Origin of the sequence: Curtobacterium sp. MEB011 (genome assembly GCF_030209655.1) — a bacterium.
GTDB classification, from domain to species: Bacteria; Actinomycetota; Actinomycetes; order Actinomycetales; family Microbacteriaceae; genus Curtobacterium; species Curtobacterium poinsettiae.
The window spans coordinates 199,711-220,160 of the sequence record NZ_JARVRN010000003.1 but is presented as its reverse complement, the minus strand read 5'-3'; the positions used below and the strand labels follow the sequence as shown (position 1 = coordinate 220,160).

22 protein-coding genes are annotated in these 20,450 nt (G+C 71.6%); 15 read left to right on the top strand and 7 right to left on the bottom strand.

Features of this window, described 5'->3' with window-relative positions; genetic code table 11:
• Positions 1-4: 4 nt before the first annotated feature.
• The 4 genes from QRN30_RS05030 to QRN30_RS05015 all read right to left on the bottom strand — a co-directional run bounded on the left by QRN30_RS05030 (position 5) and on the right by QRN30_RS05015 (position 2,350).
• Complete coding sequence (locus tag QRN30_RS05030; protein ID WP_017885411.1) at positions 5-319, bottom strand: hypothetical protein; 315 nt, start codon at positions 317-319, stop codon at positions 5-7.
• On the bottom strand, positions 316-507 hold the full coding sequence (locus tag QRN30_RS05025; protein ID WP_017885412.1) for a DUF2273 domain-containing protein: 192 nt from the start codon (positions 505-507) through the stop codon (positions 316-318). The genes QRN30_RS05030 and QRN30_RS05025 overlap by 4 nt, the downstream gene beginning before the upstream one ends.
• Complete coding sequence (locus tag QRN30_RS05020; RefSeq protein WP_017885413.1) at positions 504-962, bottom strand: Asp23/Gls24 family envelope stress response protein; 459 nt, start codon at positions 960-962, stop codon at positions 504-506. Before QRN30_RS05020 ends, QRN30_RS05025 begins: the two co-directional genes overlap by 4 nt.
• A gap of 161 nt (positions 963-1,123) precedes the next feature.
• A complete protein-coding gene (locus tag QRN30_RS05015) occupies positions 1,124-2,350 on the bottom strand; it encodes a helix-turn-helix domain-containing protein (RefSeq protein WP_194590780.1) in 1,227 nt (408 codons plus the stop codon).
• Between the two features lie 82 nt (positions 2,351-2,432).
• Here QRN30_RS05015 and QRN30_RS05010 point away from each other — a divergent pair, with 82 nt between their 5' ends.
• The 6 genes from QRN30_RS05010 (at position 2,433) to QRN30_RS04985 (ending at position 9,550) form a co-directional block, all read left to right on the top strand.
• Positions 2,433-2,723 (top strand): metal-sensitive transcriptional regulator, encoded by a 291-nt coding sequence (locus QRN30_RS05010; RefSeq protein ID WP_027466001.1) that lies wholly within the window; start codon positions 2,433-2,435, stop codon positions 2,721-2,723.
• Positions 2,724-2,756: 33 nt separating this feature from the next.
• The gene (locus QRN30_RS05005; protein WP_017885416.1) at positions 2,757-2,975 is read left to right on the top strand and encodes a heavy-metal-associated domain-containing protein; all 219 of its coding nucleotides are present in this window, start codon (positions 2,757-2,759) and stop codon (positions 2,973-2,975) included.
• A complete protein-coding gene (locus tag QRN30_RS05000; protein ID WP_284760575.1) occupies positions 2,972-5,203 on the top strand; it encodes a heavy metal translocating P-type ATPase in 2,232 nt (743 codons plus the stop codon). Before QRN30_RS05005 ends, QRN30_RS05000 begins: the two co-directional genes overlap by 4 nt.
• A 237-nt stretch (positions 5,204-5,440) precedes the next feature.
• Entirely contained in the window at positions 5,441-7,162 is a 1,722-nt protein-coding gene (gene pgi, locus QRN30_RS04995; RefSeq protein ID WP_194590778.1) for a glucose-6-phosphate isomerase, read from the top strand.
• Between the two features lie 238 nt (positions 7,163-7,400).
• On the top strand, positions 7,401-7,937 hold the full coding sequence (locus tag QRN30_RS04990; protein WP_139179692.1) for a hypothetical protein: 537 nt from the start codon (positions 7,401-7,403) through the stop codon (positions 7,935-7,937).
• Between the two features lie 155 nt (positions 7,938-8,092).
• The gene (locus QRN30_RS04985; protein WP_042539908.1) at positions 8,093-9,550 is read left to right on the top strand and encodes a sugar porter family MFS transporter; all 1,458 of its coding nucleotides are present in this window, start codon (positions 8,093-8,095) and stop codon (positions 9,548-9,550) included.
• Positions 9,551-9,698: 148 nt separating this feature from the next.
• Here QRN30_RS04985 and QRN30_RS04980 read toward each other — a convergent pair whose 3' ends face one another.
• From QRN30_RS04980 to QRN30_RS04970, 3 genes are all read right to left on the bottom strand, one after another.
• Positions 9,699-10,673, bottom strand: coding sequence for a zinc-binding dehydrogenase (locus QRN30_RS04980; RefSeq protein WP_031259002.1), 975 nt, complete (start codon positions 10,671-10,673; stop codon positions 9,699-9,701).
• A gap of 27 nt (positions 10,674-10,700) precedes the next feature.
• The gene (locus tag QRN30_RS04975; RefSeq protein WP_017885422.1) at positions 10,701-11,123 is read right to left on the bottom strand and encodes an organic hydroperoxide resistance protein; all 423 of its coding nucleotides are present in this window, start codon (positions 11,121-11,123) and stop codon (positions 10,701-10,703) included.
• Positions 11,124-11,223: 100 nt separating this feature from the next.
• A complete protein-coding gene (locus QRN30_RS04970; protein WP_284760574.1) occupies positions 11,224-11,694 on the bottom strand; it encodes a MarR family winged helix-turn-helix transcriptional regulator in 471 nt (156 codons plus the stop codon).
• 104 nt (positions 11,695-11,798) lie between these two features.
• On the opposite strand from QRN30_RS04970, the gene mvk reads away from it, so the two are divergent.
• The 9 genes from mvk to QRN30_RS04925 all read left to right on the top strand — a co-directional run bounded on the left by mvk (position 11,799) and on the right by QRN30_RS04925 (position 20,268).
• On the top strand, positions 11,799-12,782 hold the full coding sequence (mvk, locus tag QRN30_RS04965) for a mevalonate kinase (protein WP_140448800.1): 984 nt from the start codon (positions 11,799-11,801) through the stop codon (positions 12,780-12,782).
• A complete protein-coding gene (gene mvaD / locus QRN30_RS04960; protein WP_042539906.1) occupies positions 12,776-13,789 on the top strand; it encodes a diphosphomevalonate decarboxylase in 1,014 nt (337 codons plus the stop codon). Before mvk ends, mvaD begins: the two co-directional genes overlap by 7 nt.
• Positions 13,786-14,868: a phosphomevalonate kinase gene (locus QRN30_RS04955; RefSeq protein ID WP_042539904.1), complete on the top strand. Its 1,083-nt coding sequence runs from the start codon at positions 13,786-13,788 to the stop codon at positions 14,866-14,868. The genes mvaD and QRN30_RS04955 overlap by 4 nt, the downstream gene beginning before the upstream one ends.
• Complete coding sequence (locus tag QRN30_RS04950; RefSeq protein WP_017885427.1) at positions 14,861-15,925, top strand: hydroxymethylglutaryl-coenzyme A reductase family protein; 1,065 nt, start codon at positions 14,861-14,863, stop codon at positions 15,923-15,925. The genes QRN30_RS04955 and QRN30_RS04950 overlap by 8 nt, the downstream gene beginning before the upstream one ends.
• Positions 15,922-17,085: a hydroxymethylglutaryl-CoA synthase gene (locus tag QRN30_RS04945; protein ID WP_042539902.1), complete on the top strand. Its 1,164-nt coding sequence runs from the start codon at positions 15,922-15,924 to the stop codon at positions 17,083-17,085. The genes QRN30_RS04950 and QRN30_RS04945 overlap by 4 nt, the downstream gene beginning before the upstream one ends.
• A gap of 187 nt (positions 17,086-17,272) precedes the next feature.
• Complete coding sequence (locus QRN30_RS04940) at positions 17,273-17,740, top strand: hypothetical protein (RefSeq protein WP_017885429.1); 468 nt, start codon at positions 17,273-17,275, stop codon at positions 17,738-17,740.
• Positions 17,740-18,645, top strand: coding sequence for a hypothetical protein (locus QRN30_RS04935; protein ID WP_042539900.1), 906 nt, complete (start codon positions 17,740-17,742; stop codon positions 18,643-18,645). Before QRN30_RS04940 ends, QRN30_RS04935 begins: the two co-directional genes overlap by 1 nt.
• A 4-nt stretch (positions 18,646-18,649) precedes the next feature.
• Complete coding sequence (locus QRN30_RS04930; RefSeq protein WP_052481865.1) at positions 18,650-19,864, top strand: alpha/beta hydrolase family protein; 1,215 nt, start codon at positions 18,650-18,652, stop codon at positions 19,862-19,864.
• An 8-nt stretch (positions 19,865-19,872) separates the two neighbouring features.
• The gene (locus tag QRN30_RS04925; RefSeq protein WP_042539899.1) at positions 19,873-20,268 is read left to right on the top strand and encodes a DUF7882 family protein; all 396 of its coding nucleotides are present in this window, start codon (positions 19,873-19,875) and stop codon (positions 20,266-20,268) included.
• Positions 20,269-20,450: the final 182 nt, after the last annotated feature.

Here is a 20,450-nt window from a genome sequence, read left to right as displayed (position 1 = left end):
CCTCCTAGCGGGCGCGGGACTCGTGCTCGCGCACGATCCCGGTGAGTTCGATGTGGGCACTGCCGACGCGGCGCCCGGTCAGGTCGCTCACGCGGCCCTTGACCTGGTCAGCGATCCGGATCGACCCGGAGACGATGTCGTCGCTCGCGGCGATCGGCCCGGTGATGTCGAGGGACAGTGCTCCCGACGCGTCGCCGAGGCCGACGCGCACCCGCTTGGCGGGGGCGCCGAGCCCTTCGGCTGCGACGGCCCGCGCCAGCGAGGTGAGCGCGCGTGCGGTGATCTCGACGCGGCCCGGGACGTCCGGGCCGGCGTTCACCGGGAGCTCCGGCGTCCGGTCAGCACGTCGGTCAGGGCGCCGCGGTCGATGCGACCGGTGGCGAGGGCGGCCACGAGGGCCCCGATCGCACCGAACACGATCACGAGCACGAAGCCCCAGAACCCGAACTGCAGTGCCACGACGGCGAGGACTGCGCCGATGAGGGCGCCGATCAGCGTGTTGCTCATGCGACTCGCGCTTCCTTCTTCTCGTCGTCGTTGTCGTCGTCGTCACCCGGGATGTAGACGTCCTGGACGGTCACGTTGACCTCGGCGACCTCCATGCCGACGATCTGCTCGAGGGCACGGGCCACACCGGTGCGGACACCGTCGGCGACCTGCTGGAGCGACACCGGGTACTCGGCGACGATCACGATGTCCGCGGCGACCTGCTTCTCGCCGACCTCGACCTTGACGCCCTGACCGAAGTCGCGCTGGCCGATCGCGTCGCGGATGGCGCCGATGGCACGGGCTGCGCCGTTGCCGAGGGAGTGCACGCCGTTGACCTCGCGGGCGGCGATGCCGGCGACCTTCGACACGACGGTGTCGTCGATGACGGTCTTGCCGGTGACGCCGCTGGTGCCGGCGTGCGAGGTGGCACGGGTCGCCGTGGTGGCCGGGGTGGGGGTGGTGGTGTCAGCCATGGTTCATTCCTTCCGTTGACCCGCCGGGCGTTCCCAGCGGTTGCTGTTCACGGATGAGACGGGCTGTGGAAGAGATTCGTCACACACGACTTCTCGGATTCGGGAAAAATCCAGGGATCCCCGGAAATCCGGGGATCTGCGTGTACCCCCGGGGCGTTCCGTCAGGCCGTTTCGCCGATTCCGGCCGCGTCGTTGCGTTCGGCAGCGGCCCGCATGGCGCGGACACAGGCCATCGGGGACTCGCCGCGCTCCTCGCGGAAGAGCTGCTGCAACCGACGGGGGAGCACCCCTGCGGCGGCTGCGATGTCGTCGAGCGTGAGCGGGTCGTCGAGGTGCTGTTCGATGTAGGACACCGCACGACGGACACGCCACGACGCCCTGCCGGCCTGCGGCTGCGCCGCGAGTGCCGCGCGCTTCGTGGTGGCCGGGTCCTCGCCGAACCGTTCGCGGTAGGTCTCGGCGAACCGGCCGGGGTTCGTGAAGCCCCACCGCCGGGCGATCACGGCGATCCCCGACGACACGAGCGGGCAGTCCGCTGCAGTCGCGCCGCCGCGGTCCGCGCGCAGGAGCTCTTCCCGCACCCGGTCCAGGCGGTGATCGCGGAGGAACCGGTGCGGAGTGGTGTCGAGCGTCCGGGCGAAGACGTCCTGCAGTCCACGCTGGCTGAGCCCGCAGGCGGCGGCGATGGTGGGGATCGAGGGGCGTTCGGCGGCGTGCAGCTCGATGAAGCGGATCGCGTCGCGGAGCCGGTTCGCCACGGGGACGTCGTCGCCGCGGTTGCGGATGGGGAACGTGTCGAGGATGACGACGGCCAGCCGACGGTTCAGCGCGGTCCGCATCGGGCCGAGCACGCGGTCGTCGACCAGTGCCGGGCCGAGTTCGCGGATGAGGTGCCGGAGCGGTTCACGCCGGGCGATGACCTCGTCCTGCTGGTCGAACAGCAGCGGACCGTCCGGCAGCCGGTAGCCGAGGTCGCGGCCGACGCTCCGCAGGAAGCGGTCGGACACGTGCACGCCGTTGTAGACGGTGCCGTCGGACTCGAACCGGTACGCCTCGGACGCCGAGGCGATGTACGGGCTGCCCGGCTCGACGACGCGGGTGCGGTCGGCGAAGTGCATCTCGAGCCGGCCCTTGGTGAGCCAGAACACCACGTGGTCGTCCCGCACACCGATGACCCCGCCGCGTCGCCCGCCCTCGGCACGCATGGTGCGGAGTGACAGGTCGTCGTCGCCGACGACCGTGTACTCGTACCGGGTGTCGTCGGTGGCGAAGGTCTCCGAGGCGAAGTCCGAGCCGCCGTACTCCGCGGCGAAGATCTCGGAGTAGTCGGAACCCTCACCGTCGGAGAACCGCAGCCGGCGGAATCCGTTCGTCGTCGAGGTGTCCATGCGCCGATCATGCCATCAGTTGCACCAGACAAGGAAAGGAATACCCTAGGGGGGTACCGTATTGAGAACGGTGGAGGCGGACATGCACGAACACGTCGGGTACATCGGCGACAAGGACGACCTGCTCAAGCGACTCCGTCGCGCCGAGGGGCAGGTGCGCGGGATCGCGCGGATGGTCGAGGACGAGACGTACTGCATCGACGTCCTGACCCAGATATCCGCGGCGAACCGGGCGCTCGAACGCGTCGCGCTGTCGTTGCTCGAAGACCACCTGGCGCACTGCGTCGCCGAGGCCGTCGCCGAGGGCGGGGACGCCGCCGACGAGAAGGTGCGCGAGGCCAGCCAGGCGATCGCCCGGCTCGTCCGCTCCTGACCCCTGACGATCGATCAACCAGAAGGAGACACCATGACCACCGAGACGCTGCTCGTCGAGGGCATGACCTGCGAACACTGCGTGATGAGCGTCACCGAGGAACTCTCCGAGGTCGACGGGGTGACGGGCGTCGACGTCCGACTCGTCCCCGGCGGCTCGTCCGAGGTCACCGTCAGCTCCGCGGCGCCGGTCGATGCGGACGCCCTGCACGCCGCGGTGGCCGAGGCAGGCTACGAGGTCGCGCGCTCGTGACGGACCGCACCGTCGAACTCGACATCACCGGGATGACCTGCGCCTCGTGCGCGAACCGCATCGAGCGAAAGCTCGGCAAGATGCCCGGCGTCACCGCCACCGTGAACTACGCCACCGAGAAGGCGCAGGTGCAGGTCGCGGCCGACGGCACCGCCGACCCCCAGTCGCTGATCGCCGCGGTGGAGTCCGCCGGTTACGGCGCCACGGTGCCGGCACCGCCCGCTGCCGCCGACGCCGAGCCCACGGCCGACCAGGACCGGGCGGAACCGCTGCGACGACGCCTGGTCGTGTCCGCCGTGCTCGCGGTGCCCGTCGTGGTGCTCTCGATGGTGCCGGCCCTGCAGTTCCCGAACTGGCAGTGGCTCGCCCTGACGCTCGCGGCACCCGTCGCGGTCTGGGGAGCGCTCCCGTTCCACCGTGCCGCGTGGGTGAACGCACGCCACGGTGCCGCCACCATGGACACCCTGGTGAGCGTCGGGGTCCTCGCCGCGTTCGGGTGGTCGCTGTACGCCCTGTTCCTCGGGGACGCCGGCACGACCGGCATGCACATGACGTTCTCGTGGTTCGCCACCGATCCCGAGGCCGCCGACCTGTACCTCGAGGTCGCGACCGCCGTGACGGTGTTCATCCTCGCCGGCCGGTACATGGAGGCCCGTGCGAAGACGCAGTCCGGTGCCGCACTCCGGGCGCTGCTCGAACTCGGTGCGAAGGACGCCGCGGTCCTGCGCGACGGTGCCGAACACCGCGTGCCGACCTCGTCCCTCGTCGTCGGCGACGTCGTCGTCGTGCGACCCGGCGAGCGGATCCCGAGCGACGGACTGGTGCAGGACGGCTCCTCGGCCGTCGACCGCAGCATGCTCACCGGCGAGTCCGTGCCGGTCGAGGTCGGACCGGGCGACCGTGTCACCGGCGCCACGATCAACGTCGGCGGCCGACTCGTCGTCGCCGTCACCCGCATCGGTGCCGACACCGAGCTCGCCCGCATGGGGCGCCTGGTCGAGGACGCCCAGACCGGCAAGGCCGAGGTGCAGCGCCTGGCCGACCGCGTGTCCGGCGTCTTCGTGCCGATCGTCATCGCGCTCGCCGTGCTGGCCTTCGTCGGCTGGCTCGTGCTCGGCGGCTCGGTCACCGCGGCCTTCACCGCCGCCGTCGCCACCCTGATCATCGCGTGCCCGTGCGCCCTCGGGCTCGCCACGCCCACCGCGCTGCTGGTCGGCACCGGTCGGGGCTCGCAGCTCGGGATCCTGATCGGCGGCCCGCAGGTCCTCGAGCGCACGCGCGGCGTCGACACCGTCGTGCTCGACAAGACCGGCACCGTCACCACCGGGTCGATGACCCTGCGGTCCGTGACCGTCGTCGACGAGACCGAGGACGCCGTGCTCCGGCTCGCCGCCGCGGTCGAGGACGGCTCGGAGCACCCCGTCGCCCGCGCCGTGACCACCGCGGCCCGCGCCCGGGGCGCCGACCTGCCCGCGGCCGAGCAGTTCACCGCCACCGCCGGTGCCGGGGTGCAGGCCGTCGTGGACGGTGACGTCGTCCTGGTCGGCACGACCCGCTGGCTCGCCGACGCATGGTCGATCACCCTGCCGCCGGTGCTCGCCGACGCCGTGGACGGCGCCGAGGCCGACGGGGCCACCGCGGTCGTCGTCGCCCGGAACGGCAGCGCCCTGGGCGTGGTCGTCGTCGGCGACACCGTGAAGCCCGAGGCCGCCGACGCGATCACCCGCTTCCGCGCGCTCGGCCTGCGCCCGGTCCTGCTCACCGGCGACAACGACGGCGCAGCACGTGCCGTCGCCGCCCGGGTCGGCATCGACGAGGTGCACGCCCGCGCGACCCCGGCGTCGAAGCTCGAGACCGTCCGCCGGCTGCAGTCCGAGGGCCGGAGCGTCGCGATGGTCGGCGACGGCGTGAACGACGCCGCCGCGCTGGCAGCCGCAGACCTCGGCATCGCGATGGGCGCCGGCACCGACGCGGCCATCGCGGCGAGCGACATCACGGTCGTGAGCGGTCGGCTCACCGTGGTGGCCGACGCCGTCCGGCTGTCCCGCGCGACGCTCGGCGTCATCAAGGGCAACCTGTTCTGGGCGTTCGCGTACAACGTGGCGGCGATCCCGCTCGCGATGGCGGGGCTGCTGAACCCGGTGCTCGCGGGTGCGGCGATGGCGTTCTCGTCGGTCTTCGTCGTGACGAACAGCCTGCGCCTGCGCCGCTTCGCACCGCAGTCGTGAACCCGGCCACAGTCGTGAACCGGGCAGGCCGACCGCAGCCCTGAACCCGGCAAGCCGACCGCGGCGATGAACGCGACCGGCCGGGAGGCGTGACGCGCGCAGCGAACGCGAGCCGCGCCTCCCGTCCGACTGTGCGCACCACCTGCCGGAGCGCACTACGCTCGAAGACGGTCCGCGACGCAGCGCTGCGTGACCCGCGGGCTGTACGTCTCGAACGTGATCCCCAGGAGGACCGAAGTGACCGAATCCGCTCCCGTCGACCCCACATCGACCGAAGGCTGGAAGAAGCTCGACAGCATCGCTGCCGGCTTCACCCCGGACCTGCGAGGGTGGTTCGACAGCGACCCCGGTCGTGCCGAGCAGTACACCTTCCAAGCTGCCGACCTGACCGTCGACCTGTCCAAGGGCCTGGTGACCGACGAGATCCTCGCCGCGCTGCTGCAGGTCGCCAAGGACACCGGCGTCGCCGAGCGCTTCCAGGCGATGCTCGCCGGTGAGCACATCAACGTCACCGAGGACCGCGCCGTGCTGCACACCGCGCTCCGTCGTCCGAAGTCGACCGAGGGCCTCGTGCCGGCCGCGCCGCTGACCGTCGACGGCCAGGACGTCGACGCCGACGTGCACGCCACGCTCGACAAGGTCTACGGCTTCGCCGAGCAGGTCCGCAGCGGCGCCTGGACCGGTGTCACCGGCAAGCGCATCGAGACCGTCGTCAACATCGGCATCGGTGGCTCCGACCTCGGCCCGGTCATGGTCTACGAGGCGCTCAAGCCGTACGTCCAGCCCGGCCTCGAGGCCCGCTTCGTGTCGAACATCGACCCGGCGGACATCTACGAGAAGACCGCGGACCTGGACCCCGAGACCACGCTCTTCATCGTCGCGTCGAAGACCTTCGGCACGCTCGAGACCCTGACGAACGCGCGCCTCGCCCGCCAGTGGCTGTGGGAGAAGCTCGGCCTGACCGACGCCGCCGACGACGAGAAGAAGAACGCCGTCGCCAAGCACTTCGTCGCCGTCTCCACCGCGCTCGACAAGGTCGAGGCGTTCGGCATCGACCCCGAGAACGCCTTCGGCTTCTGGGACTGGGTGGGCGGCCGCTACTCGGTCGACTCGGCCATCGGCACGAGCGTCGTCATCGCGATCGGCAAGGAGAACTGGGAGCAGTTCCTCGCCGGCTTCCACGCCATCGACGAGCACGTCCGCACCACGCCGCTCGAGCAGAACGTCCCCGTCCTGATGGGCCTGCTCAACGTCTGGTACACGAACTTCCTCGGTGCGCAGAGCCACGCGGTCCTGCCCTACACGCAGTACCTGCACCGCTTCGCCGCGTACCTGCAGCAGCTCACGATGGAGTCGAACGGCAAGCGCGTCCGCTGGGACGGCTCGCCCGTCACCACCGAGACCGGCGAGGTCTTCTGGGGTGAGCCCGGCACGAACGGCCAGCACGCGTTCTACCAGCTCATCCACCAGGGCACCCGCCTGATCCCGGCCGACTTCATCACGGTCGCCAACCCGGCCCGTCCGCTGCAGGACGCGACCGGCGACGGCAAGGGCGTCGCGCCCGGCACCGACGTGCACACGCTGTTCCTGGCGAACTTCTTCGCGCAGACCAAGGCGCTGGCGTTCGGCAAGAGCGCCGACGAGGTCCGCGCCGAGGGCACCACCGACGAAGGAATCGTCGCGGCCCGCACGTTCCCCGGCAACAAGCCGACCACGTCGATCATCGCGCCGGAGCTCACCCCGAGCGTGCTCGGCCAGCTCATCGCGCTGTACGAGCACATCGTGTTCACCGAGGGCACGATCTGGGGCATCGACTCGTTCGACCAGTGGGGTGTGGAGCTCGGCAAGCAGCTGGCGCTGCAGGTCACGCCGGCCGTCGAGGGCGACCAGGCCGCGCTCGACGCGCAGGACCCGTCGACCAAGGCGCTCATCGCGAAGTACCTGGAGCTGCGGAAGTAGCGCACGCCCCCACCTGACGGACAGGAGGCCCGTGGCGGATCCGCCACGGGCCTCCCGTCCGTCGTGTGCGTGCGCTGCGGCCGCGGGCCGGACGCCGGGCCGGTTTCGCGCTCAGCGACACCTCATGCGCGCGCCGTCCCGTGCGGTGTCGCTCAGTGCGGAACGCGGCTGGTCGCGGTGCCCCGCCACCGCGACGGACGGTCCGCCGGTGTCGGTCGGAGCGGCTACGGTCGAGGGCATGGAGCGTTCGGAGATCCTCGCCGCGGCTGCCGCCGCGCACGCCGCCCGCATCGCAGCGGCGGGTGGTGACGACGCCGCGGCGCGTGAACGGGCCGACAGTGTCCGGCGCCGGGCCGACGGGCTCACCGACCGGTACGACACGGTCGAGGGCACGGACACCGAGTCCGACGCCCGTGACGCCGCCCGCCGTCGTGCGGGAGAGGCGGACCGCGCGGCCTCGCGCACCGAGGGCGTGCTGTCGGACTGGCACCGCATGGGCACCCGTCGTGGCGTCACCCCGGACGCGCAGGTCCGCACGGCCTGGACCGTGACCGGGGTCCCCGAGCGGGGTGACGCCCGTGCGCTGGCGAACGTGCTGCTCTCGACCGCGGGGCACGCGGGCCGCGTCGCCGACGCCGCTCGGCGCAACCCCGCCCTGTCCGGCGCCGCCAGTGCGGCCGCTCGACGCACCGTCCGCCGCTACACCGACCACGGTGCGGACATGGCGTCGTTGGGGGACGTCCTCGGCGACGGCCCCGTCGACGACGACCGCTGACGCTGCATCGCAGATTGGACCGCTCCCGTCCTCATCAGGTGTTCTGTGGACCGATCCAAACGACCTGACGACAGAATGTCCAATTGACAGGACATGGAATCGGGTTACGATCGGTCCACGCACTGACGCGCGATCACCGACGAAGGAGTCACCGAATGGTCGACATCAAACCGACAGCCCCGACTGTCGCACTGCCCCCGTTGGGGACCGGGCCGCACCGCCGACGTCTCGGCGTGCTGGCCCTCGTCGCCACGTTCGGCGGGTTGCTCTTCGGGTACGACACCGGCGTCATCAACGGCGCCCTGAACCCGATGAAGACGGAGCTCGGCCTCACCAACTTCACCGAGGGTGTCGTCACGAGCTCGCTGCTGTTCGGCGCCGCGATCGGTGCCATGCTCGGCGGCCGCATCGCCGACGGCTGGGGTCGCCGCAAGACGATCATCCTGCTCGCCGTCACGTTCTTCGTCGGCACGCTGATCTGCGTGTTCGCGCCGACGTTCGAGGTCATCGTCATCGGTCGTGTGCTCCTCGGCCTCGCGGTCGGTGGCGCGTCGACGGTGGTGCCCGTCTTCCTCGCCGAACTCGCCCCGTACGAGATCCGCGGATCCCTGTCCGGCCGCAACGAGCTGATGATCGTCATCGGCCAGCTCGCGGCGTTCGTGGTCAACGCGGTCATCGGCAGCGTGTGGGGTGAGGGCAACGGGGTGTGGCGCGTCATGCTGGCCGTCTGCGCGCTCCCCGCGATCGCCCTCTTCGTCGGCATGCTCCGGGTGCCGGAGTCGCCGCGCTGGCTCGCGTCGAAGAACCGTTACGACGAAGCACTCTCCGTCCTCGAGCAGGTGCGGACCACCGACCGTGCCCGTGCCGAGCTCGACGACATCAAGCGGAGCAACGACATCGAGGCGAAGGTCGAGCGCGTCAGCGGGTGGCAGACGCTGCGCGGGAACAAGTGGCTCATCCGCATCGTGCTCATCGGCGCCGGACTCGGCGTCGCGCAGCAGCTCACCGGCATCAACTCGATCATGTACTACGGCCAGACCGTGCTCATCGAGTCCGGGTTCCAGGCATCGGCAGCCCTCATCGCGAACATCGCACCCGGTGTGATCGCCGTGGTCGGTGGCGTCATCGCCCTGTACAACATGGAGAAGATCAACCGCCGGACGACGCTGATCCTCGGGTTCACGCTGACGACGACCTGCCACTTCCTGATCGGCATCGCGTCGGTCGCACTGCCCGAGGGCAACCCCGCTCGTCCGTGGGTGATCCTGTTCCTGGTCGTCGCGTTCGTCGGCTCGATGCAGACCTTCCTCAACATCGCCGTGTGGGTCGTCCTGTCGGAGATCTTCCCGACCCAGATCCGTGCGCTCGGCATGGGCATCTCGGTGTTCTGCCTCTGGATCGCGAACGCGTTCCTCGGGCTGTACTTCCCGACCATCGTCGCCGCGACCGGCATCACCGGGACGTTCTTCGGCTTCGGGATCGTCGGGCTCCTCGCCCTGCTCTTCATCTGGAAGTTCGTGCCGGAGAGCCGCGGCCGCACCCTGGAAGAGGTCGAAGAGGGCGTCACCACCGGCAACATCTTCACCGTCCCCGTGAAGGCGTCGCGCCGCTAGGCCGCACCACGCTGCAACGAGTGCGCAGAAGACGTCGGGTCGCCCCAGGGCACCCGGCGTCTTCTGCTCATTCGGTGTGTGACGAAGCACGCAGACGGACGGGAGGCCCGGTGCCAGCTGGCACCGGGCCTCCCGTCCTGTGGTCGCGCTACGGGCGCAGGAGCACCTTGCCGACGCGGCCGGCGGTGTCGCTGGCGCGCACGGCGTCGCGGACCTGCTCGAAGGCGAAGGTCTCGGCGACGGGGAGCGTCAGCGAGCCGTCGAGCACGCGGGTGATGAGCTCACCGAAGAGCTGGCCCTTCGTCTCGGCGGGCATCGTCTTGCTGACGACGGAACCCCAGAAGCCCTTCACGGTGAGCTGGCCGAAGATGACCTTGCCCGACGGGATCTCGAGCGTCGGCGACGCCATCGCGCCGAAGACGACGAGGGTGGCGTTCTCGCCCAGCACCGAGGCGATGTCGCCGGCGGCCTTGCCACCGACGGACTCGACACCGGCGATGATCGGGGCGCCGCCGGTGATCGCGGCGACCTGGTCCTGCCAGTCGTCGGCGTCGGTGGCGACGATGCGCTCGATGCCCTGCTCACGGAGCTCGTCGACACCGGCGGCGCGACGGACGAGTCCGATGACGTTGATGCCGCGTGCGGCACCGAGCTGGGCGACCATGCGACCGACCGCACCGTTGGCGGCGTTCTGGATGATCCAGTCGCCCTCGTGCAGGTCGAGCGAGTGCAGCAGGCTGATGGCGCTGAACGGCATCGAGACGAGCTGCGCGGCGGCCTCGTCGGTCATCGCGTCCGGCACCGGCACGAGGCCTGCGGCGTTCGCGGTGTAGTACTCGGCCCAGACGCCGAAGGCACCACCGGCGACGCGCTGGCCGACCTGCAGGTTCGTGACGCCCTCGCCGAGCGCCTCGACGACGCCGAGTGCCTCGGTGCCCGAGGCGGCGGGCAGCTCCGGCTTGAAGCCGTAGGTGCCGCGGACGGTCCACAGGTCGTGGTTGTGGATGGGGGAGAGGACCGTGCGGACGAGGACCTCGCCGGCGGCGGGCGTCGGGACGGGGCGCTCCTGCACCTCGAGGACGTCGGCGGGCTCGGCGAACGTCTCGTGGACGACGGCGCGCATGGTGGTGGGAGTGGTGGTGCTCATGGGTCAGTCCTCCGAGACGACGATGGTGACGTCGATGTTGCCGCGGGTCGCGTTCGAGTAGGGGCAGACCTGGTGGGCTGCGTCGGCGAGTGCCTGGGCCTGGTCGTGCTCCAGGCCGGGGATGACGACCTCGAGCATGACGGCGAGCTGGTAGCCACCGTTGCCGTTCGGGCCGATCTGCACGCGACCGCCGACGGACGAGTCGGTGATCTTCACCTTCTGGCTGCGGGCGACGCCCTGCAGTGCGGAGTGGAAGCAGGCGGCGTAGCCGGCTGCGAAGAGCTGCTCGGGGTTCGCGCCGTTGCCGGAGCCACCCATCTCCTTCGGGATGGCGAGGTCGAACTCGACCGTGCCGTCGCTCGTTGCGACGTGGCCGTTGCGGCCTTCGCCGGTGGCCAGGGCCTCGGCGGTGTAGAGGGCTTCCATGGGGTTCCTTCCTTGTGGGGCGGATCGTGCAGTTCGGGGTGTGCGGCGTGCTTCCGCGCTCAGCGACAGTTCACGGGCACACGTCGCCGTGAGGTGTCGCTCAGCGCGGAACGGCGTCAGCGCCGGCGGCGTCGCGCTCGGGATCGGCCGCCGTGTGCATCGTCTCGGTCAGCCGGTGCAGCGTCGCGATGAGCTCGGCAGCGGCACGTTCGTCGGCCAGGCCCATCCCGGCAGCGATGCGTGCGGGGATGCCGCTCAGCTCGGACCGTAGTTCGCGGCCGCGCTCACCGACGGTGACGGTGACGACGCGTTCGTCGGTGCTGCGGCGCTCGCGGCGGACCAGGTCGCTCTGCTCCATGCGGCGGAGCAGCGGCGAGAGGGTGCCGGAGTCGAGCTGCAGGTGTTCCCCGAGGCTCGAGACGGTCTGGTCACCCTCGACCCACAGGGTGACGAGCACCAGGTACTGCGGGTACGTCAGGCCCCAGGGTTCGAGCATCGTGCGGTACGCCTGCGTGGTGGCGCGGGACGCCGCGTAGAGGGAGAAGCACACCATCTCGTCGGTCACGGGCATGCGTCCACACTGTCACGCAACCCAGTTGTGCACAACTCGATGCAGCGGATGCCCAGCTGACGAACACGCCGACGGCCCGTGCGGTTAGGCTGACGTGACCCACGATGACCAGCTGCGACCTCGACAACACCACGACCCCCGGCAACGGATCGGCGTCGTCCCACGGCAAGACGATCCTGATCGGTGAGCACGCCGTGGTGTACGGCGCACCCGCTCTCGTCCTGCCGGTGCTCGACGCGCGGGTCGTGGCGACGGTCACCCCGGTCGCCGCCGACGCCGAGCAGCCCGGTCACAGCCTGCAGTCCACCGTGCACACCGGCCCCCTCGACCTGGCCCCCGCTGCCGTGATGCCGACCGTCACCGCGGTCACCGCGACCCTGCGGCACTTCGGGGTCACCGACCGGCACTTCCACGTCCGGGTCGACAGCGAGGTCCCGACCGCCCGCGGCATGGGCTCGAGCGCCGCGGTCGCCGCGGCCGTGACCGCCGCCGTCGCCGACGCGCTGGGCGAGACACTCGACGTCGAGACCCACCACGAACTCATCCAGGAGTGCGAGCGCGTCGCCCACGGGCGTCCGTCGGGCCTCGACGCCCGGGGCGTCGTCGCGTCCGCGCCGGTCTGGTTCGAGGCCGGGCACATCGAACCCGTCGCGCTCGGCGCCCGGTTCACCTTCGTCGTCGCAGACACCGGCGTCCCCGGGCACACCAGGGAAGCCGTGTCCGCGGTCCGCGCACGCCACGACCAGGACCCGGCCGGTGTCGGCGCCGTGATCGACCGGATCGGCGCGCTCGCCCGGCGGGCACGGGGGACACTCGAGGACGGCGATGCCCAGGCTCTGGGTGTCACCATGGACGCCGCGCACGACCTGCTCAGCACACTCGACGTGTCGAGTGTCGACCTGGACCGGCTCGTCGACGCCGCACGCGCTGCGGACGCCCTCGGCGCGAAGCTCACCGGCGGCGGGCGGGGCGGGTGCGTCCTCGCGCTCGCCGCGGACGACGACCACGCGGACCGCATCGCGGCCGCACTCCGCGCTGCAGGGGCCGCAGCCACCTGGACCACCACGATCGGAGCCCGCGCTTGCTGACAGCCACCGCCGTCGCGCACCCCAACATCGCCCTCGTCAAGTACTGGGGGAAGGCAGACGCGCAGCTCGCGCTGCCCGCCACGGGCAGCGTCTCGATGGGGCTCGACGTGTTCCCGACGACGACCACCGTCACGGTGGACGGCGGACGGGAGGCGCTGGGCGCACGGGGAGACACGTTCACGCTGAACGGTCACGTCGTCGACGACGGGGCGCTGGTGCGCGTGCAGCAGTTCCTCGACCTGGTGCGGGAGCTCGCCGGCAGCGACGCCCGCGCGTCAGTCGTCTCCGAGAACACCGTGCCGACCGGTGCCGGGCTGGCCTCGAGCGCCTCCGGCTTCGCAGCGCTGGCCACCGCGGCCGCAGCGGCGTACGGCCTCGACCTGTCGCCGCGCGACCTGTCGCGTCTGGCCCGTCGTGGTTCGGGTTCGGCCACGCGCTCGATCCCCGGCGGTGTCGCCGTCTGGCACGCCGGCGACGACCAGGGCTCCTTCGCCGAGCCGATCCCCGCTCCGCCGATGGCCATGGTCGTCGTCACGATCGACGCCGGCCCGAAGCCGATCGGGTCGCGCGAGGCCATGCGCCGCACCATCGCCACGTCGCCCTTCTACCCCGCCTGGGTCACCTCGACCACCGAGACCGTCGGTGACATGCTCACGGCCTGCGCGGCCGGCGACTTCACCCGCATCGGCGAGATCACCGAGAGCAACGCCCTCCGCATGCACGCCACGATCGAGGGCGCCTTCCCGCCGATCCGCTACCTCAACGCCCGCAGCGTCGCCGTGTTCGACGCCGTCGCCGAGCTGCGTGCCGGCGGGGTCGAGGCCTACGCCACGGCCGACGCCGGCCCGAACGTCGTCGTGCTCACGAAGCCGCAGGACCGGTCGGCCGTCGCCGGGGCGCTCGCGTCGCTGGGTGACGTCATCGAGTCCGGCACCGGACCTGCCGCGCGGGTGCTCCGCTCCGAAGAGACCGGGAGCAATCCCGACCAGAAGGAGTCCGCGCAGTGATCGAGTTCCGTGCACACGGCAAGCTGTTCGTCGCCGGCGAGTACGCCGTCGTCGAGCCGGGCCAGCCGTCCGTCCTGATCGCCCTCGACCGCGCCATCACGGCGAAGGTGCGCGAGGGCCACGGCGCGGGCAGTGTGCACTCCGAGGAGTACGGGCACCTCCCGCTCACGTGGACCCGTGCCGAGGACGGCCTGGCGCTCGACCGCGAGCACCACCCCTACGACTACGTGATGGCCACGATCGACCTGGTCGAGAAGCTCCGCGCCGAGCGCGGCATCGCCCCGCGGTTCCACGACCTGCGCATCGAGAGCCAGCTCGACGACGCCAGCGGCCGGAAGTTCGGACTCGGGTCCTCGGCCGCGGTGACCGTCGCGACCGTCGGTGCCCTCGACCGCTTCTACGGCATCGGTCTGACCCAGCGCCAGCGCTTCCAGGTCGCCCTGCTCGCGACGATCCGGGTCAACCCCCGGGCCTCGGGCGGTGACCTCGCCGCGAGCACGTTCGGCGGATGGCTGCGCTACAGCGCCCCGGACCGCGAGCGGCTCGCCGCCATGCTCGGGGACCACGCGGTGTCCGCGATCCTGGCCGACGCGGACGCGTGGCAGGGCTTCGACGTCCAGCGGCTCCCCGCCCCCGAGAACCTGCAGCTGCTCGTCGGCTGGACCGGCTCGCCCGCGTCCACCACGAAGCTCGTCGACGTGGTGCGTCGGCACCGCAACGGCGGGTACCAGGCGTTCCTCGACGAGAGCCGTAGCTGTGTCGACGACCTGACCACGGGCCTCCAGACCGGCGACGCCGAGCGCACGCTCGATGCCCTCAAGCGTGCACGCGTGCTCATGCAGCGTCTCGGTGACTCGGTCGGGTCGCAGATCGAGACCGAGCGGCTCGCGACCCTGTGCGACGTCGTCGAGGCGGCTGGCGGGGCGGCGAAGCCGTCCGGTGCCGGCGGCGGCGACTGCGGCATCGCGCTCGTCCCGGCGGACACCGACCCCGCCGGCATCCACCGCGCCTGGGAGGCGCACGACATCAGACACCTCAGCGTCGCGGTGCGAGCACCAGAAGGAGCCCTCGATGAGTGACCTGCTCACACCGATCCCCACCAAGTGGGTCGGTCCGATCCGCGTCAGCGGCAACGCCGTGCAGGGGGAGCACGAGGTCCCCCTCGCCACCTACGAGTCGCCGCTCTGGCCGTCCGTCGGCCGCGGTGCCCGCATCTCGCGCATGGTCGAGGACGGCATCGTCGCGACCGTCGTCGACGAGCGGATGACCCGATCCGTCGTGGTCCGTGCCGACAGCGCCGCTGCCGCCCACGTCGCCGCCGGGCAGATCCTGGCACGCCAGGACGAGCTCGCCGCGATCGTCGCCGGCCAGAGCCGGTTCGCCAAGCTCATCGAGGTGCACCCGGAGATCGTCGGGGACCTGCTGTTCCTGCGCTTCGCGTTCACCACGGGCGACGCCTCCGGCCACAACATGGTCACCCAGGCCGCGGACAAGCTGCTGCCGGCGATCCTGGACTGGCAGCCGGGCCTGCGGTACGTGTCGGTGTCGGGCAACTTCTGCACCGACAAGAAGGCCACCGCGGTGAACGGCATCCGTGGCCGCGGCCGCAACACCATCGCCGAGATCGTGATCCCGGGCGAGGTCGTCGAGAAGCGCCTGCGGTCGAGCACCGCACGCATCGTCGAGCTCAACATCGCGAAGAACCTGATCGGGTCGACGATCGCCGGCGCCATCCGCTCGGCGAACGCGCACTACGCCAACATGCTGCTCGGCTTCTACCTGGCCACGGGCCAGGACGCCGCCAACATCGTCGAGGGCTCGCAGGGCATCACGAGCGCCGAGGACCGCGACGGCGACCTGTACTTCGCGACCTCGCTGCCGCACCTGATCGTCGGCACGGTCGGCAACGGCAAGGGCGGCGACCTGCCCGTCGTCGAGGACGCCCTGGTGCGCCTCGGCTGCCGCGACGACCGCGAGCCGGGGGCGAACGCCCGCCGCCTCGCCGGTCTCTGCGCCGCCACGGTGCTGTGCGGGGAGCTCTCGCTCCTCGCCGCGCAGACCAACCCGGGCGAGCTGATGGCCGCCCACGTCGCCATGGAACGCCGTGGCACGAAGCCCGCAGGCGGTGCAGCATGAGCGGCGTCGGCATCCACGACATCGCGATCGCGACCGGTCACCACGTGCTCGAGCTCGACGACCTGGCCGAGCGGCTCGGCGTCGACCCGGCGAAGTACCACGTCGGCATCGGGCAGGACGCGTTCAGCGTGCCCGCCCCCGACGAGGACATCGTCACGATGGGCGCCACCGCTGCGAAGGAACTCATCGACCGGCACGGCGTCGAGGGCATCCGGACGGTGCTGTTCGCCACCGAGTCCGGCGTCGACCAGTCCAAGGCCGCCGGCGTCTACGTGCACGGTCTGCTCGGGTTGCCGAAGGCCGTCCGCGTGGTCGAGCTGAAGCAGGCCTGCTACGGCGGGATGGCCGCGGTGCAGCTCGCGCTCGGCATCGTCGCCCGCGCCCCGCACGAGCGGGTGCTCGTCATCGCCGCCGACGTCGCGCGCTACGACGTCGACACCGCCGCCGAGCCGACCCAGGGTGCCGGTGCCGCCGCGATCCTGGTGTCCGCCGACCCCGACCTGATCGAGATCGAGCCGGCCGCCGGCGTCTACACCGCCGACGTCGACGACTTCTGGCGGCCGAACGACCGCTCCACCGCGCTGGTCGACGGACGGCTGTCCGTCAGCGCCTACGTCGACGCGTTCGTCGGCGCGTGGGACGACCTCGCCGAGCAGGGCGGGCCGGCGTACGAGGACATCGTGCGCTTCGTCCACCACCAGCCGTTCACGAAGATGGCGCTCAAGGCGCACCGGAAGCTCACGCAGCACGTGGGCGTGCCGTTCGACGAGTCGGAGCTGTTCGTCGGGTTCACGTACAACAAGCAGACCGGCAACACGTACACGGCGTCGCTCTGGATCGGGCTCGCGGCACTCCTCGACCTCGACGAGCACCTGGCGGGGGAGCGCATCGCCCTGTTCAGCTACGGCTCGGGCAGCGTCGGCGAGCTCATCACCGGTGTCGTCCGGCCCGACTACCGCGAGCACCGCCGGGTCGGTCGGGTGCGCGCGCTGCTCGGCGCACGCGTCCCGCTGACGGTCGACGCGTACCGCGAGCTGCACGCAGCCGGCGCCGCCACCAGCGAGGACGTCGAGCGTCCGCGCGTCACGACCGCGCCGTTCCGGTTCGAGGGTGTGCGCGGTGGCGCGCGCCACTACGAGGCGACGACGCAGCAGGCGTAGCCGGCGTCGCCGGGCTGCTCCCGCCCCGCGGACCCGGCGCACGTGCCGGCACCTGTCGCTTCCGCGGACCGGACTGGAGGCCCGTGGCGGCGCCGCCACGGGCCTCCAGTCCGTCCACCGGTCACGCCGGCGGTCTCGTGCACGAGGGCGAGGTGCCGGTAGTCTTGCCGCGGAGATCGGAGGGTCGATGGCGGAGCAGCTGGGCGCGTCCGGCGCCGTCCGTGCCCTCGTCGCCACCCTGCCCCGCGCACCGCACCTGTCCGACGTCGTCACCGGCGTCGGCACGATGGTCGGCAAACCCACTCGCGTCGTCGACGTCGACGGTCCGAGCTGGGGGCCGCTCACGGCGCTCGTGTCGCAGTTCGAGCACGAGAACCTGGTGCTCGTGCCCGCCGGGGCGCCGCCGCTCTACCGCATGCACTGCGTGCTGCACGAGCTCGGGCACCTGGTGCACGGCGACGTCGGCACGCCGACCGCGTCGTCCGTCGCCGAGTTCGCCGCCGGGGGCCACGTGTGCCGTCGTGCGCTCGACGCCGACTCGGGGCTCGTGAGCATCTCGGACGACGACGAGCACTTCGCCGAGCGGTTCGCGTACGAACTCGCGACCGTCCTGCTCGCCGGTGCCACGGGCGCGGACGAGCGGGCCTACGGCTGATGGCAGCACTGCACGCCGCAGCCTTCTGGTTCGCGGCGCTGATCTTCCTCGCCCGCACGCCGTACGTGCTGCGGAACCCGCGCGGCCGGGCGGCCTGGGGTGCCACGGGTGTCGGCGCACTCGGGCTCCTGACCCTGGGCAGCGTCGTGCCGCAGACCGTGCTCGACGGCGCACTGGGCGGCTCGAACCTGATCAACCTGGTGCAGAACGTCTGCGCGACCGTGGCGTTCTGGCTGATGCTGCGGGCGAGCACCGACGACCTGCCGGAACGCCCGATGCTGGCGAAGCCGGTGGCGCTGCTCGTCGTGGTCGTGGCGTTCACGGTGCCGTTCCTGCTGGTCGAGGAGCGCGGCGGTACCGACTTCGACTTCATCGTGCACGGGATCGCACAGACGCCGATGTGGTTCTACGCGACCGTCTACATGGTGAGCGTGGGGCTGATCGCCGCGACGACCCTGCGGCGTGGCGTGCTGCAGAACCCGGTGGCGCTCGTGGTGTTCCGCGTCGGGCTGGCCCTGGTGGTCCTGGCGAGCGTCGACGAGGTCGCCTCGCTGACGGCGGACCACTTCGGGGTGTTCCCAGCCGGGGTCCGTGACGGACTGCGTCTGGCCTTCGACCCGCCGTTCTACCTGGGCATCGTGTTGATCGTCGTCGCGATGGCCTCGTTGACGTTCCGGCGGTGGGGGCGTGACCTGCGGCACCGCGGGCACCACCGCCACCTGCGCCGCATCGTGCGCCGGCACGAGGTGCGCGCGGTCGAGCGGCCGGGCGACCCGCAGGCCCGGACCTACGACCTGGTCATCGCGATCCGCGACGCCGAGGTGCAGGGACGGACCCTCGACGATGCCGAGCTCGCCCAGGTGCGGGCGGCGGAACGGACCCTGACCCGGAGCCTCGGAGGATGACGGCGTGACGATCGTGTGGTGGGTGCTCGGTGCGCTCGTGGTGCTGGCGGTGGCGGCGCTGCTCGTCCTGCTCGTGGTGCGGAAGGTCGTCGGACGGATCGTGCTGCCCGGGGGCGACCGCTGGACCCCCGTGCTCGGGTCCGACGCCGACTCCGTCCGGCTGCCGATCACCGACGACACCGTGCGCCCGGGGGAGTACGGCCTGTGGCACGACGGCCCGGGCCACACCACCGTCGGGCCGGTGCTCGAGATCGACGAAGCCGCCGGGTCGGTGCGGCGGGCCGTGGTGCGGACGACCGGCGCGGTGTCGTCGCGGGTGCGGTGGAGTGGGCACGTGCACCCGGACCCGGCGGCGATGGAGGTCGACTGGTCCGAGGTGTCGCTGCCGACGCCGGTGGGGCCGGCACCGGCGTGGGTGGTGCGGCCGGGCCCCGACGGCGCGGCCGACGGCCGTGCGGGAACGGACGGCACCGCCGACGGCGTTGCCGACCGCGTTGCCGACCGCGATGCCGCCCGGACCTGGGCGGTCCACGTCCACGGGATCCGGACGACCCGGGTCACCGCGCTCCGGACCGTCCCCGCGGCGCTCGAGCTCGGCTGGACGTCGATCGTCCCGTCGTTCCGTGGCGACGGCGAGGCCCCGTGGGAAGGCCGGGCCTCGCACCTCGGTGCCCGCGAGTGGGCGGACGTCGAAGCGGCGCTCGACCACGCCGTCGCGAACGGCGCCGAACAGCTCGTCCTGGTCGGCTGGTCGATGGGCGCGACGATCACGCACGAGCTCCTCGCCCGCTCGGCGCACCGCGACCGCCTGGCCGGGATCGTGCTCGTCGCCCCCGCGCTGGACTGGTCGGTGGCGGTCCGGTCACAGGCCCGCCGTGCTGGTCTCCCCGGCATCGTCGTCTCGGCCGCCCTCGGTGCGATGGCGACCCCGGTCATCTGCCGGCTGGTCGGGCTGCGGGAAGCCGTCGACGTCCGGGCCCTCTCCTGGTTGCGCGCACCCCGGGCGTTGCCACCGACCCTGCTCATCCACTCCGCCGGCGACACGACGGTGCCGTTCTCGGCCAGCCAGGAGTTCGCCGAGGCACACCCGGGCACGGTGACGCTGGCGGTCAGCGAACCGGCCGAACACGCGTGGGAGCGCAACGTCGACGCCGTCTGGTTCGACCGGACGATCACGACCTGGGCGTCGAACCTCGCGCACACCGCGGCACAGGAGTAGAAGGAGCCATGGGTCAGCTCATCTACGGCGGGCAACCGCTCGACCTGCGGATCGACGACCGCGCGCTCACACACCTGCAGATCGTCATCGTCAACATGCTCCGGCGCGACCACCGTTTCGCGTTCTCGTGGAAGGACGACGTCATCCACGGCAACGGTCGCAGCACGATCTGGTTGCATCCGAGCGTCAGCCTGCACTTCAAGTTCACGGGGAGCCGGGTGCCGTCGATCAACCGCAGCTGGCTCGAGGACCTCTACGCATCGGCCACGTCGGGGTCCGGGCTCGTGCTGACACCGGAGCCGACGGACACCAGCACGGCCGACGACTCGGCGTGGTCACGTGCCGTCGCACCCGGGGACGCGGACGACGCCTCGAGCACTCCGAGCGGTACCACAACACGCTGATCTGGGTCAACGGGTTCCGGTCAGTCCGTCCGACCCGTACGCTTTCTGTACCGCGGTACAGAGTCGTCCCCCGCACCGGAATCCAGGGATCCGGTGTTGACCTGTCCCGCGGCAGGAGGGGGACCCGAATTGACCGTGACGCACTGCGAGTCCGGCACCGACCAACCATCGGTGCTCTGGGC

Coding starts and splice junctions, on each gene's coding strand:
- QRN30_RS05010 (WP_027466001.1), top strand. CDS start 2,433: ATGCACGAACACGTCGGGTACATCGGCGACAAGGACGACCTGCTCAAG.
- QRN30_RS04980 (WP_031259002.1), bottom strand. CDS start 10,673: ATGCGCGCCGTCGTCCACGAGACGTTCGCCGAGCCCGCCGACGTCCTC.
- QRN30_RS04975 (WP_017885422.1), bottom strand. CDS start 11,123: ATGGAAGCCCTCTACACCGCCGAGGCCCTGGCCACCGGCGAAGGCCGC.
- QRN30_RS04985 (WP_042539908.1), top strand. CDS start 8,093: ATGGTCGACATCAAACCGACAGCCCCGACTGTCGCACTGCCCCCGTTG.
- QRN30_RS04990 (WP_139179692.1), top strand. CDS start 7,401: ATGGAGCGTTCGGAGATCCTCGCCGCGGCTGCCGCCGCGCACGCCGCC.
- QRN30_RS04950 (WP_017885427.1), top strand. CDS start 14,861: ATGAGTGACCTGCTCACACCGATCCCCACCAAGTGGGTCGGTCCGATC.
- mvk (WP_140448800.1), top strand. CDS start 11,799: ATGACCAGCTGCGACCTCGACAACACCACGACCCCCGGCAACGGATCG.
- QRN30_RS04935 (WP_042539900.1), top strand. CDS start 17,740: ATGGCAGCACTGCACGCCGCAGCCTTCTGGTTCGCGGCGCTGATCTTC.
- QRN30_RS05015 (WP_194590780.1), bottom strand. CDS start 2,350: ATGGACACCTCGACGACGAACGGATTCCGCCGGCTGCGGTTCTCCGAC.
- QRN30_RS04970 (WP_284760574.1), bottom strand. CDS start 11,694: ATGCCCGTGACCGACGAGATGGTGTGCTTCTCCCTCTACGCGGCGTCC.
- QRN30_RS04940 (WP_017885429.1), top strand. CDS start 17,273: ATGGCGGAGCAGCTGGGCGCGTCCGGCGCCGTCCGTGCCCTCGTCGCC.
- QRN30_RS04925 (WP_042539899.1), top strand. CDS start 19,873: ATGGGTCAGCTCATCTACGGCGGGCAACCGCTCGACCTGCGGATCGAC.
- QRN30_RS05025 (WP_017885412.1), bottom strand. CDS start 507: ATGAGCAACACGCTGATCGGCGCCCTCATCGGCGCAGTCCTCGCCGTC.
- QRN30_RS05020 (WP_017885413.1), bottom strand. CDS start 962: ATGGCTGACACCACCACCCCCACCCCGGCCACCACGGCGACCCGTGCC.
- QRN30_RS04945 (WP_042539902.1), top strand. CDS start 15,922: ATGAGCGGCGTCGGCATCCACGACATCGCGATCGCGACCGGTCACCAC.
- QRN30_RS05005 (WP_017885416.1), top strand. CDS start 2,757: ATGACCACCGAGACGCTGCTCGTCGAGGGCATGACCTGCGAACACTGC.